Raw genomic sequence first — 13,056 nt, forward strand, 5'->3', positions numbered from 1 at the left:
ACATCACTGTACTACGTCTCTGCTGTTTTGTTGCGGGCCGTGCTGGGCCTCTTTAGCAGTACAAAAGCTGTGCTCCAACAAACTTTGTTCTGCTGTAAAGGGCGCTTGCCAATTTAGCTGCTGCTTAGATTGCTGGCTGTCTAGTGCAAACTCGCTGCTAAGTTTGCTCCATTGCTGATTAAATGCTGGCAGTCGCATTAGCAGTTGCAATAACCATTTAGGCAGCTGAAATAAACGCGCTTTTTTGCCCTCAGCTTTTGCCAGTAATAAAATTAATTCGCGGCTGCTCAAGGGGCTATCATCAGCTGCAATAAAGGTATGTCTTGTTGGGGGAGGGCATTTGATACAGTGTTCAATAAGGTGACACAGATTGGCCAGTGAAATCATGTCTCTGCGCTTATTTAGGCCTGCAAATGGTAAGGGCAGTCCGCTATTTATAAGGGCTTGTAGTTTGGCTATATTGCCTTTAGCGTGTCGATCATAGATAAGGCCTGGACGCAGAATAATGAGCTCTAACTGATTAAGACTGCAAAAGCTCTCGAGCCATTGCTCGGTTTTCCATTTGGCTTTGCTGTAAGGATCGGCTGGTCTGACGTCGCTTTCTTGTGCAAATGCTTGCGCATTACCGTCGCTGTTTTCGGCAAATACTTTGGCGCTGCTAATATAGATGAAACGCTTGGCTCTTTTTGATTTGGCTGCATTGGCCAGTTCTTTACTGAGTGTTAGGTGGGACTGCTCTTGTAGCTTGGCTTCTTCCATCGGGCATTTGTGCCCTTGATGCGCGCGGCCGGCAAGATGGACAATACTATCGCCTGCATTGATAGTTGCACTCAATTGATCGCAGTTCCAATTGCCAATGAGCTGATACTCAACCCCATCGATAGGAGCTTTGGGCAATCGGCGACACAATGCGACAATGCCTTGGTCGCGCCCAATTACTTGGCTATGCAAATGCTGAATAAGGGCCTGGCCGACAAAACCACTGCTTCCGCTGATGACAATGGCCATTGTTTTGTTGAGGCTCCTAAGTATTGGGGGTGGCCAGCAAGTACCGTGCAATCCCTAGCTTATGGGGCTATGGCTGTGGCTAAGTAACTGCTGTAAAAGGGTATTTTACGCAATTAGCTTGGGAATGATATGACTTTTTTCACTCTTTAGGCCTTGCCAGCTATTATACTCACTGGTAGAGTACGCGCCTCGATTGCCAAGGCATCCGCTGGGTAATCTATTGTACGACCGTAGCTCAGCTGGTTAGAGCACCACCTTGACATGGTGGGGGTCGGTGGTTCGAGTCCACTCGGTCGTACCAATTTCTCAAGTTTAATCAATAGCTTAAGTGATACCGAAGTTTGAGCTGTATTGTTCTTACGCACAAACTTTCAATGTTTACGCACAAAAGTACTATTTTAAGAGTATTGGGCGTGTGATTGATGCTTTGGTTACTAAAGTTCCTTAAATGCTTATTGTTGTGAAAAGATATATTTCTCATTTTTTTCTGAAGATATAGAATGTGGTTTACTTTAAACGCAAGGCAACGGAATGACAGCACCAGAAAACCCCAAAATTTATCACATATTGCATGTGGATAGGTTGAAGTCGGTGATATCTCAAAATGGACTTCTAAGTGATTCGAGAATTGCAAGCCAACCTAATGCTGGAACCAATATTGGAGCTCCGCATATCAAAGAGCGGAGATTGAAATCAAACGAACTCGCGTCACATCCAGGGTTATTTGTAGGTGAGTGTGTTCCGTTTTATTTTGGTGTTTGGTCTCCAATGCTATATGTTATTCATAGGCAAGGGCATGATCTCACTTATAACGGAGGACAAGCGCCTATTGTCTATTTAGAGGCAGATTTGAAGACAACTGTTTCTTGGGCTGAGTCCCACGGTCTTAAGTGGGCGTGTACAACTGGGAATGCTGGAGCATCCTTTTTTGATGATTTTTCGAGCTTAAGTGAGCTAAATAAAATAGATTGGGATGCAGTCGGATCAAAAATGTGGAAGGACTGCAGGGATGCCAAACAGGCTGAATTTCTTGTTCAAGCTTGCTTCTCGTGGTCTCTTGTAGAGCGAGTAGTAGTTTATGACAACACAAGGCATCAATTAGTAATGAATGAAATTTCTGTAGCTGATCATAAGCCTTCGGTTCAAGTTAATCCTGCTTGGTATTATTAGGGTTACTAAAAATGAAAAGCAATTTCAAATACACGTCTGGCGACATTCTAAAAGCTGACACCGAGGCTGTGGTTAATACAGTCAATTGTGTTGGTGTTATGGGGCGCGGGATTGCTTTGCAGTTTAAGAAGGCTTGGCCTGATAATTTCAATGCCTATGAGAAAGCGTGCAAAAAAGAGCAAGTTCAACCTGGCTCAATGTTTATTTATGAAACTGGTCAACTTACAAACCCTTTATATATTATCAATTTTCCAACCAAGCGACATTGGAGGGGGGCAAGTAGGGTTGAAGATATAGTTTCAGGCCTAAAAGCTCTACGCAATGATATAGAGAGGCTAGGTATTAAGTCTATTTCATTGCCTCCATTAGGGGCTGGATTAGGTGGACTTGATTGGGGGGTTGTTAAAGGTCATATTGAAAATGAGCTTCGGGGAATTCAAGATGTTGAAGTATTTGTTTATGAGCCTAGCGGTGCCCCTACAGCTGATAAAATGGTAAAAAATAAAAAGGAGGTCAGGATGACCGAAGGTAGGGCTGTTCTACTTGAACTTATTGAGCGTTATCTGAAGGGACTTTTAGATCCAATGGTTAGTTTGTTGGAAGTCCACAAGCTAATGTATTTCATGCAGGAGTCTGGACAAGAGTTGAATTTGAATTATAGCAAAGGTGCTTATGGTCCTTATGCTGAAAAGATTCGGCATGTGTTGAACCACATCGAGGGACAGATGATAAGTGGTTATGCAGATGGTGGCGACAACCCTTACAAAGAAATTGAGCTAATTCCTGGTGCTATTCAGGATGCACGAAAATGTTTGAGCACCAGATGTGATGTAAAAGATCGATTTGAAAAAGTCTCTAAGCTTATAGATGGTTTTGAATCTCCAATGGGATTGGAGCTTTTATCGACAGTTCATTGGGTAGTCAAGAGAGAGGGTGCTAAAACTGTAGGAGATGCTACCAACCTAGTACATGCATGGAATGAAAGAAAGGCGCAGTTCAGTGATCGACAAATATCTATAGCCTTTCGAGTTCTTAGCGAACATGGGTGGGTTTAATCAGTACAGTGTGATTATGGAGATTTTGTGGGATTAAGGATAATCATTTTTGCGCTTCTAGTGTCTGTTTTTTTGTCATAGCTTATTCGAACCAATTTGGCTTGGGGTTTTGGAATGAGCATTCAAAATGGGCTGAATTAGGGGGCTTTTTGGGGGGAACGCTTGGGACTTGGTTGGCTTTCGGGGCTTTAATGGTTATGGCCGCTCAGCTTGACCAGCAGCGGCGTGACAATGCTCTTCTTATAAACCAGCAAAGGCAGGATAGCGCTGAAACTCGGCGTCTGGCTGAGGTTAGCTATCTAGAGAGCAGCATTTTTACAAATTTGGAAATATTGAAAGTAAGGTTGCTTTCTTTTGATTCGGTTGTAAATGCTCCTTTGTCTGAACTCATATTGGCTATATATAGATCTGGGGATTTAACACAAGCTCGTGTTGAGGAGTTGAAGGAAGGGTTATCTGCAAGAAAGGAATCTTTGGTTACGTGGGTAAACCTATCCGCAAAGCTTACACGTCTACGGGAGGAAGACCAAAAGCGTTACGTAGACCAGCTACTATTAGTTAGTATTACAGTTGATCATGAGTTATGTGTAGCGCTGGACTATATAGTGAAGCTTACGACGGGTGTTAGTTTTGAAGCTCATTTTAATAAAAAGGAAAGAGAAAGATCAGGCTAGCGTATTGGTCATCATTCGACAGGTTTCACCGAGCCTGTAAATAATTCTGTGTAACTGCCAGGGTTAAACATAATCTTTTAAGCGGTCTTCGAACTCGATCATAAAACGATTCAAGGCCGTTTTCCAATTTCTAATTGGCATGGTCCACTTTTTAGATGCATCCATAATCGCCAGGTAGATTACTTTCTTGGCTGAATCATCCGTGGGGAAGAGTTTACGCTTCTTGATGGCCTTACGGATAACGCTGTTGAGTGACTCAATAGCGTTAGTGGTATAAATCGCCTTGCGGATATCTTCTGGGTAGCTGAACAGCGTGTTGAGATTTTCCCAGTGGCTACGCCAGGAGCGGCTAATTTGCGGATACTTACCATCCCATCGCTTGCTGAAGTCCTCCAGTGCTCGTAAGGCTTCCTCTTCTGTGGCAGAGCGATAAATCTGCTTCAAATCCGCCGTGACAGCCTTGTAGTCTTTCCAGGGCACATACTTCACCGAGTTACGTACCATATGGACGATACAGAGCTGTATGCGAGCATTTGGAAAGGCTGCATTGATCGCATCAGGAAAGCCCTTGAGGCCGTCAACACAAGCGATCAAAATATCTTTCACTCCGCGATTTTGCAGTTCGGTGAGTACGCCGAGCCAGAATTTGGCACCCTCATTTTCAGAGATCCATAGACCCAGTAACTCTTTGTGGCCTTCAAGGTTAACGCCCAAAGCGAGGTAAATCGATTTGTTGATGACCTGCTTGTCCTGGCGAATTTTCACCACGATACAATCAAGATAAACAATGGGGTAAACCGCATCCAGTGGCCGAAATTGCCATTCCACTACCTGTTCAATCACTGAATCAGTGACTTTAGATATCAGCGAGGCAGAGATGTCAGTATAGTACATTTCCTTGAAGGTGGCGACGTTCTCGCGGGTAGTCATACCCTTGGCGTAAAGATTGAGAATCTTATCGTCCATGGATGTAAAGCGGGTTTGCTGCTTCTTGACTAGCTGGGGCTCAAAACTGCCGTCTCGATCCCTAGGTGTGCTTAATTCAAACTGACCATCATCTGTCTTGAGGGTTTTGCTGGTGTAGCCATTGCGACTATTACCACAGGGAGATGGCTCATGCCTATCGTATCCTAAGTGCTCGTCAAGTTCGGCATTGAGAGCCGTCTCGATCGTCACTTTGGTCAGCATCTGTCGAAAGTCATTGAGATCTTTCTCGGATTTGAAGGACTTAGCGGCTTCGCGTGCGAAGGCCTCCAGTTCTTTCTTGTTCATATCTACCTATCCTTAGCCCTTGCAGGCTTCTAATGATAGGCAGTTACACAGTTTTATCTACAGTCTCGTTTCACCCGGTCCAAGTCATGTGTATAGCTGTCCTTAATTGCCTGGTCTTTGTGGCCTCCTGATCTTCACCCGCAAAAATGGACACCTTTCCATATCACGCTGCCATTTGTTCATATTTAATCGGTGAGGTGTAACCCAATCCTGAGTGCAGCCTTACCGAGTTGTAAAACTGGTTTATATATCGTCCAAGCTCTCGATGCAATTGCTTAAAGCTTCTAAACTTTCTTTTTCGTACCAGCTCAGCTTTTAGTGAATGATAAAATGATTCCATAAATGCATTGTCTGTACAATAGCCCGGACGATTCACACTATGGTGCATTCCATTTTCTTTTAATAAACCTTGAAAGCCAGATCCGGTAAACTCTACCCCTCTATCTGTGTGCAATACCACCGACTCACTATTTCGGCCTTTACTGATGGCATACTTCAGAGCGGTCATCGTTAACTCTGTAGTTCGCGTATACGCTAGCGACCAGCCTAAGATCCGCCGAGAATATTGATCCATAATAGTCGCCAAATAAGTCCAGCGTCCCGCTAAGCGAAGTCTTTAGAAGCCTTTCTTGCGATGATCAAAAGGTGGTTAGGCGCCTTCGTGATCTCTATGTTGAGGAGCGGCAAGCTGATATATCTAGCGGCCAAAAGTGACATTCCCATTGCTTATTTAAGTTTTCATTGCCGTTTGTCGGGTAATACTTAGCTAGAACTAGTTGCACATTTGATTAGAGCTTTGATTATGCCATATAGATTTAATGTTACTGTAGGATGTAGTATTTCCAACTAATGAATTGTGATTTTGTTACAAAGCCGGTGTGCGGTTTGACGCATGCACATACAGTAACCCTGGGAAAGATTTGTGGGCGGCTGAGTTTATTGATCTGGTGATCCAACGAGCTGAAGAGTTGCTTGCGATAGACTCGTTATATAATCGCGTGAACCTTACTACGAGCTTTGCCTGCGAGGACAAGGATTTACTAACAATTGAGCTTTCAGGTAGGCCTGTAAAGGGGGGACCTTTCAAGTCTAGAGTTAGAAAGAGTCGCGCAGAATCTTATCAGCTGTTTGACCAATGAATTCCCAAATTGTATTGCAAGCACTTCCTGTGATTGGGGGCCATCTGAGGAACTCTCTTTAACCTTGGTTTTCGACAAGCACTATGCATAGCCTTTTAACGTGCCATTTTGACATAAAAAAGCCGCAGAAGCAGCAGCTTAAAATCATGTTAGTCCATGACTGAATGCACATTGCGAGAGATCTGCCGATTAAGTGTGCTGCTGCGTTTTCATACAGGCATTTAGCATATGCGTAGTCTTTTTAGCTGATTTCTATGACGTTAATGTGAAGGTGTTAAGTCGGTATCCGTCCAACATTTGAATTCTTGCCTGATTCTAAGAGTGAGCCAGATACAAGCTCATCGAAGATAGGAGGCCAAATCCGATTACATTCACGCCTATTTAAGATCATACGGGTGTTGATTTGTACCCAAACCCACCCCCACCCCTATGTAATTGCGGTTACTGATCAGTGGGGACTGTATAACGAAGGGCTTTTCAAATAGTGAAAGGCCCAGCTATTAGTATGCGAAACTTAGTTTCTCATCGGTAAACACAGTTCGTTTCTTTTTCTGTACCCTGGGTTGCAACGCCAAGAATTCCCTGAATAGTCAATGTTGGCATTTTCAGGAACTGACATTTCTTCGCAGGTTTCTCCAACTCTTTTGGATCCTCGTTTACATTTCCATGCGTTCCCAGTGTCATTCAGATAGGTATCTGGAGGCAAAACTATTTCTTCACAGGCTTCCCCTTTTTTAAGAAAACCACGACTACAAGCCCAACCTTGCCCAAATCGCTCCAAAAAAGCATTCTTTGGTATTTGAATTTTGTCACAGGATTTTCCTTTGTCTTCGTACCCGTGATGACAAATCCACCCCTTTCCATACTCTTGAATTGTCGGGTAGCTATTAGATGGAAGGATGATCTTTACACAGTCTTCTTTCGTTTTTTGGTATCCATAGTGGCAAGCCCAGCCAAGTGTTTTATTTGTACCATCTAAGTATCCATTTAGGGGTACTCTTATCTTTTGACATTGGTTTTTAGTATCGACATAACCGTAGTTACATTTCCAGCCTTTATTGTACTTTGAGTCTTCTAGCAAGTAGCCATTTTGAGGTACTTCGATTTTGATGCATTGATCCATGCTTTTTTTATAGCCTCGCTCACACTCCCAGTTTCTTCCCGACGAATCGAGGTAGGCTCTAGCGGGCATTTGAATAGTCATGCATTCTTCGTTAGATTTAATTAGACCATAACTGCATGATATCTGGCTTCTAGATTTTGAGGGGTGAGAGTTGTTTTTCTCTTCAAGGTTTTCACTGCTCTGAGAAAAACCGGGTTGTGACAATAATAATAGAATTATTTTAAAAAGGAATATAATTGTCAATTCAGTTTTATTGAGTGTCATCATCTTGCTTCATTTTTGTGGAAGAAGAGGGACCATAGGTTGGCATCATCGAATGATTGATCATGTTTGTTGGCAAATGAGGAGGGCGCGATGGAGAAGTTGGAACTTTATTATTAAGGGAGTGCTCAATCATGTGAGCAATGGTTTCATCGTAAGATTGTTTCAATCCAATTCTGAAAGCTTCAGGGAAGTAACTTGATTCACGGGTCATACCTGGTACCAAGTTGGCTTCAATGAAGTAGAGTTTGCCAGAGCTATCCGCCTTTATATCTATTCTGGCAAAGCCCTCTGCGCCTAGTTCTACATATGCATCCATAGCAATTTTGCTAACTATATCCTTTACTTTATTGTCTGTTATCTCAACTAGGGCTTCAGAGTTATCCCTTTTGATTTTCCCAGTTAATATTCTGTGACCTTTATCAGATATGGGAGGAAATATCTCTACCCCAGATACAATGGGAGGGCCTTTGGCTGTGTCGAGTATTGCGACAGTGTATTCTCTACCAGATAAGTATCTTTCAACAAGTATGGGTTCGCCATAGGATTTCTGAAGGGAATAAATTTTTTGATTGAAGTCCTTATAACAAGATACAAATGATAAATCGCTGACCCCATTTCCGTTTGCGGCCAAGTTGGGTTTCAAGAAGAGAGGGTATTCAATAGGTAATTTATCCTGCTGTCGGTATTGCCCTACTGCAGCTAAGAAGAATTCAGCTGTAGGAATCCCTTTTCTTTTCAGGTAGTGTTTTGCAAGTGCTTTGTTTGAGTCATACTCTAGAGCGTGTCGAGAAGATCCAGTGTGGGCAATTGAACACTGCGAGAAAAACTCTGATAGCCAAACTTTTTCTCCGCAGTCTAGTTTGATGTATTTAACTGCTAAGACAACCAAATCAGGGTTTCTCCAAGAGACCTTTTTTAAGTCGAGTAGCGTCCTGCATGACCTGAGGCGGCAGTTATGCCCCATCCTTTGTATGGAATTTAAGACATTTTGGCAAGATTTATAGTTGCCGAACCCTGATTCAAGAAGGTCCTTTGTTGGTGTGGTGATAATTTCAATATTCATAGCAATCCTTGTTTACACTAAATGGCGGTAAATGAAGGTGCTGGGAGTGATTAAATCGAGGGGAATATGTGCGAGGCTTGAGAAGCCTTGCGCTCAAGATACACTTGATAAAAGCAATTTCAGCAAGCCAGTATGTGCTAATAATGAAACGGTGTATACATTAATTCTGATATTGTTGGTGTAGACGTGATTATAGTGGGCGACGTGAGGCTGCCAATTGTCAATTCAGGCTTGAGTTCGAGATAAGCTGAGATGCAAAATAGTTGATAACTTCTCCTGCTAAAAGATAAGTGGTGATAACCAGCATTACTGGCCCGGATGTAAATGCCGATAAGACCCAGATTAACGCTGAGGAATTAACACTGACAACAATGGCTTTAAACCAGCCTGTGACAGTGACGGCAAGTGTGCCCCACCCATTTCCCCGCCAGAAGAGCGCTGGGTAACACCGGTTCAGGGGCCTAAGAACGAGATGTTCGCCAATACCCATAGGCCTGCTGGATCTACTGAGGTGGAGATCACTTTCACGCCAACCGGTTCGGGGTTATTCCTGCTAACCAAGTAGCACATCAATAAAGACCTGAGTGGTGCCAGATATGATTTCGCCGGCCTCTCTATGCGGGTAACAATGGAAACAACCTAAGTATGAAATAACCCAGAGGTGCTGTATATTTATACAGCACCTTGAGTTTCAATATTAAAGGGAGGAGTGATGGAAATTCATACAATTTCATTTTTTCCGCCATACCTGGTTAGGTTTGAAGATGGCGAAGAGTTGAACTTGGAAGAATTAACTCCTGCCAGCGAAGCCTTTAAAAGCCTTTCTTGCGATGATCAAAAGGTGGTTAGGCGCCTTCGTGATCTCTATGTTGAGGAGAAGGCTCATCCCTGAGCCGCCGAGCCTCTGTTAAGGCAACTCCAGTATATTTGTGTTGGTTTATAGCTATATTAGCCAAGTTCACCATTTGTCAGAGTGATGATTGAAATGCCAAAAAATTATGGCTATATTGGAACTATGGACTCGACATAAAAAGGGTAGGGTGACATGGATGAAAAAAGGCCGCCAAGTAAAGGCGGCTAAAGGGTCTTAGGGTTCTTTTCCAACACCTGAGTAGGGTAAACCTAGTGCCAGCGTTCGCTGGCATTACTATAAGTAATAGCAGAAATACCGATTAATCAAAGACTTGATCTAACAAACACTAGTTTTAGTGACATCTAAATGGACAGTGCAGGGTGCGCAGGGTCACGGCGGGTAAAAAAACTCTTCCTTGAGCATAGTTACTTTCCTATATATCGCAGTTATATCTTAAATTCTTTATGGGAATATGCCATAAGAAGTAACCACCAATTAAGTACAAATTTGATCCAGTCAAAAGTACTGATTTGGGTGCTTGGTTATTGTTTGTAATTGATTGGGCCACTAATTGGAAAGCATAGTGTCGCCCGCTAAGGGCAGGGGTGTCCAAGTGAAAAGCGTAAAAAAGTCGCCTAAATAGGCGGCGAACGCTCAAAGATTTATCGTTGTTTAAACAACGAGGCACATCAATAAGGTTAGTCTAATCAAGTAGACCTTTAAGGATATTCATAAAAAGAGCCGCTGAGCGGCAGCGGCTATAAAGGCCTTTATGCTTAGGGGGCACAAAGAAAGGAGTTACATCGGTATTTCCGATAAGGCCTCGGCAGGCATATCATTTCAACTGGCGCTAATTCTAGTGCTTTTGGCTTAACGCTGTATGAATAATAATCAAGATTGCTTCTAACAGCCTGAATCTTGATAAATCCCAAAGCACTGTTTAAATATACAGCATGGGAATACTCTTTAAGCACAATTTCAGCAATCTAACCGCCAATCGCCACAGTCGTGACGCCATTAAGGTAGAGGGATTTGATCGGCATTTATTCTTGGTGGGCTTTGTAGATAAGCGAAAAATTGCCCCTGGTGTGCCCAGGGTAAAGCTTATTTCGAATGGTTGGTGTAACAATTTCCTAAGTCCATGGACCTATTTGGCTGGGGGTGAATACATCGAGGGGGCGCTGATAGACGACGATGTGGTGGTTACGGAGTGGTGGTGGGGTTAGAGTAGCGGAGTGGGTAGCGTAAGTTAAAACGTACCGGCTCAACCTGTCATTGAGTCAAGTTTGTTGGCTCCATAATAATTTAGGGCCATCAAAGGAAACGCGGACAAAGCCGCAACCTTCTTATTTAGGTGCTGAGCTTTTTGAGCTGAATAGATTTCTTCCTGCGTAATTACTTTGTGTGGAAATTCTCCTTTTTGATTGACTAAGTGGTTGGCTTTTGAACAATGTATTCGGGTTAAATGTTTCCAGTCTGTTTCGCTGAGACCTGCAACGTTGCGATATTTAACCTCGGTTTCGTTGTGCACTAAGCTTTTATAGCCTTTCCCTAAAGTTACGTCGGTTATAGTGTTATTAAAATCAGAATTATTGTTGACATGTTTGATTGCTTCAACCATGGGGTAGCTTATATGAATTTTTCCATTTTCTGTTTCATTGTCAAAATAAGACAATATTGCTTCTACCCGTTCACAGCTATAACTAGGATCATGAGAGTCGAGGTCAAAAAACAGATGCACTTCGGAAATTTTTTCGCGATCAATAGAGTTTGACTTACCCATTCTTTCAATTAGGTAGGCCCCGATATCTAGATCTGGATCATCTCGTAATTGACTGTAAAGGGAATAGATATTGGTTTTATATGCAGCCTCGATAATGGTGCAGCTGTTTGATTCAATAAAAAACCGTCTAAAGCTGCTGAGAACCTTAGACTCTGTGACTTCGCCCTCGAAAACAAACAGCAAAATGTCAGACATTAAAGGATCCAGCGCGATACATCTTCTCAATATTATGAGCCTGCCTAAGCTCTTTGCTTGTTTTATTCATAAGCGGGTCTATGCGTCCTGCCTGCATCTCAAAGCAGCAGTCTGGTCGCATGACCTCATTGGACATCAGTTGAGTGTTGTGCGTTGTTAGCAGCACCTGCTGAGGCAGCCTCTTAATGTGGGACAGAATCAGTTTAGATAGCTCAAAATGATAGTAGGCATCGAATTCATCAATAAAAACAAATGTTGCTTCAGGTCTTTCGTATAGGACTAGCATCCAATAGTAAACGAGCATTAAAGATCTAGAGCCAGAGGACGCCACTTTGTTAAAGGGAATTAAATTGTGCCTGTGGCGCATTCCAATTGTTTGCTGGCCGTTTATCTCCATTGCCTCTAGAGAGCAGTGGACGCCAGCAGCGTTAAGAAGTTGTTGAAATTCCATCAACTTACTTGAGTTGATAATTCTCTTTTCCAAAGTATCGGAGCCGATATCAATACCTTGGTACATATTGTAGTTAACAGATCGAAAATACAGCATGCCTTTTAAAAAGTTAACAAAGTCTACAAATGCCTTGCCGGCATCGATTATGTCAATTAGAGCGTTATTCTTGATATAGGCAATCAGTGAAACGTTTGACTCTCCGAGATTGGTTTTCAAGCTCTCGGCGCCTGGCAGGTTAATGTAGGCATTTTTGCTCGTCTGGCGGTCAAGACTGGCTACTACCCGCCCGTTAACACTAAGGTGTTCGTAAGCTATTTGGTTATAGCTAAACTTACCGTATTCATATGTGACTTGATTGCCATTAAAGTTAAATACAAATTTAAATTGGGCAATCAAGCCGCCGTGATCTGCATTTAAGTAATAGCTTTGATAGAGCTCTGATGCAGTTTTGTTATCTGTAGTATGAGATATTAGATCAAACAAGGCGTGACCTAAATTTGACTTACCAATACCGTTTTTTCCATAGATTAGCCCTTTGGCCACTATGCTTCCTTTAGTGCAATCTTGATTGAATTCAAAGGATTTCGCTTTATCTAGGTCAAAAATGAAGCGCTCATTAAAGCCCTTAAAGTTCTCAACTTCGAATCTTGTAAGCATGTTCATCTCTACATATATAAATGGGGACAACTAGATTGTAGGCAATCCTACAGAAAGTGCCGTAAAAAAAATACGGCAATATCAAGGGGTGGCGATAATAGCTTGCAAGTTGTCTGTATAGGCATATTTTTGTTTGATTGAGTTTGCGAACAAGAAAAGCTAAGTATTTGATGTTTTTTGGCTGATTTTGATGTTTTTGCGAACAATCGGACTTGCTAAGAGTCTGAATTTAAACAACTAAATACCACCCTGACATGGTGGGGGTCGGTGGTTCGAGTCCACTCGGTCGTACCAATTTCTTTTTATGTTCTCTATGTCGGCAATAGCCATAATCATCGCAATAAGTATT

The 13,056-nt window shown here is 42.6% G+C and carries 11 protein-coding genes, 1 tRNA gene and 1 pseudogene; 6 read left to right on the forward strand and 7 right to left on the reverse strand.

Translation table 11 applies throughout. The features are described from left to right. Nucleotides 1-3: 3 nt before the first annotated feature. Nucleotides 4-1,008 carry an NAD-dependent epimerase/dehydratase family protein gene (locus tag Q1A41_RS03580; RefSeq protein ID WP_299974805.1) on the reverse strand — a complete coding sequence of 335 codons (1,005 nt, stop codon included), beginning with the start codon at nt 1,006-1,008 and terminating at the stop codon, nt 4-6. A gap of 224 nt (nt 1,009-1,232) precedes the next feature. On the opposite strand from Q1A41_RS03580, the gene Q1A41_RS03585 reads away from it, so the two are divergent. The 4 genes from Q1A41_RS03585 (at nt 1,233) to Q1A41_RS03600 (ending at nt 3,907) form a co-directional block, all read left to right on the forward strand. Further along, nucleotides 1,233-1,309, forward strand: a tRNA-Val gene (locus Q1A41_RS03585). 230 nt (nt 1,310-1,539) lie between these two features. Beyond that, complete coding sequence (locus Q1A41_RS03590; protein WP_299974808.1) at nt 1,540-2,178, forward strand: DUF4433 domain-containing protein; 639 nt, start codon at nt 1,540-1,542, stop codon at nt 2,176-2,178. 11 nt (nt 2,179-2,189) lie between these two features. Continuing rightward, complete coding sequence (locus Q1A41_RS03595) at nt 2,190-3,233, forward strand: macro domain-containing protein (RefSeq protein WP_299974811.1); 1,044 nt, start codon at nt 2,190-2,192, stop codon at nt 3,231-3,233. A 197-nt stretch (nt 3,234-3,430) separates the two neighbouring features. Continuing rightward, nucleotides 3,431-3,907 (forward strand): hypothetical protein, encoded by a 477-nt coding sequence (locus Q1A41_RS03600; RefSeq protein WP_299974814.1) that lies wholly within the window; start codon nt 3,431-3,433, stop codon nt 3,905-3,907. 63 nt (nt 3,908-3,970) lie between these two features. On the opposite strand, the gene Q1A41_RS03605 is transcribed toward Q1A41_RS03600, so the two are convergent. The 4 genes and pseudogenes from Q1A41_RS03605 to Q1A41_RS03620 form a co-directional block, all read right to left on the reverse strand. Next, nucleotides 3,971-5,179 carry an IS256 family transposase gene (locus Q1A41_RS03605; protein ID WP_299974817.1) on the reverse strand — a complete coding sequence of 403 codons (1,209 nt, stop codon included), beginning with the start codon at nt 5,177-5,179 and terminating at the stop codon, nt 3,971-3,973. Nucleotides 5,180-5,342: 163 nt separating this feature from the next. Continuing rightward, a pseudogene (locus tag Q1A41_RS03610) lies at nt 5,343-5,780 on the reverse strand (IS3 family transposase); the annotation flags it as partial. A gap of 1,052 nt (nt 5,781-6,832) precedes the next feature. Continuing rightward, on the reverse strand, nt 6,833-7,708 hold the full coding sequence (locus Q1A41_RS03615) for a hypothetical protein (protein ID WP_299974820.1): 876 nt from the start codon (nt 7,706-7,708) through the stop codon (nt 6,833-6,835). Continuing rightward, entirely contained in the window at nt 7,692-8,768 is a 1,077-nt protein-coding gene (locus tag Q1A41_RS03620) for a D-alanine--D-alanine ligase (RefSeq protein ID WP_299974823.1), read from the reverse strand. The genes Q1A41_RS03615 and Q1A41_RS03620 overlap by 17 nt, the downstream gene beginning before the upstream one ends. A 712-nt stretch (nt 8,769-9,480) precedes the next feature. On the opposite strand from Q1A41_RS03620, the gene Q1A41_RS03625 reads away from it, so the two are divergent. Together Q1A41_RS03625 and Q1A41_RS03630 are read left to right on the forward strand one after the other, a co-directional pair. Then, the gene (locus Q1A41_RS03625) at nt 9,481-9,660 is read left to right on the forward strand and encodes a hypothetical protein (protein WP_299974826.1); all 180 of its coding nucleotides are present in this window, start codon (nt 9,481-9,483) and stop codon (nt 9,658-9,660) included. 914 nt (nt 9,661-10,574) lie between these two features. After that, a complete protein-coding gene (locus Q1A41_RS03630) occupies nt 10,575-10,847 on the forward strand; it encodes a hypothetical protein (RefSeq protein WP_299974829.1) in 273 nt (90 codons plus the stop codon). Between the two features lie 38 nt (nt 10,848-10,885). On the opposite strand, the gene Q1A41_RS03635 is transcribed toward Q1A41_RS03630, so the two are convergent. After that, nucleotides 10,886-11,599 carry a hypothetical protein gene (locus Q1A41_RS03635; protein ID WP_299974832.1) on the reverse strand — a complete coding sequence of 238 codons (714 nt, stop codon included), beginning with the start codon at nt 11,597-11,599 and terminating at the stop codon, nt 10,886-10,888. Continuing rightward, nucleotides 11,592-12,707 (reverse strand): AAA family ATPase, encoded by a 1,116-nt coding sequence (locus Q1A41_RS03640; RefSeq protein WP_299974835.1) that lies wholly within the window; start codon nt 12,705-12,707, stop codon nt 11,592-11,594. Before Q1A41_RS03640 ends, Q1A41_RS03635 begins: the two co-directional genes overlap by 8 nt. Between the last annotated feature and the right edge of the window lie 349 nt (nt 12,708-13,056).

The sequence above is a fragment of the uncultured Pseudoteredinibacter sp. genome, assembly GCF_947502065.1.
In the GTDB taxonomy this organism is placed as follows: Bacteria; Pseudomonadota; Gammaproteobacteria; order Pseudomonadales; family Cellvibrionaceae; genus Pseudoteredinibacter.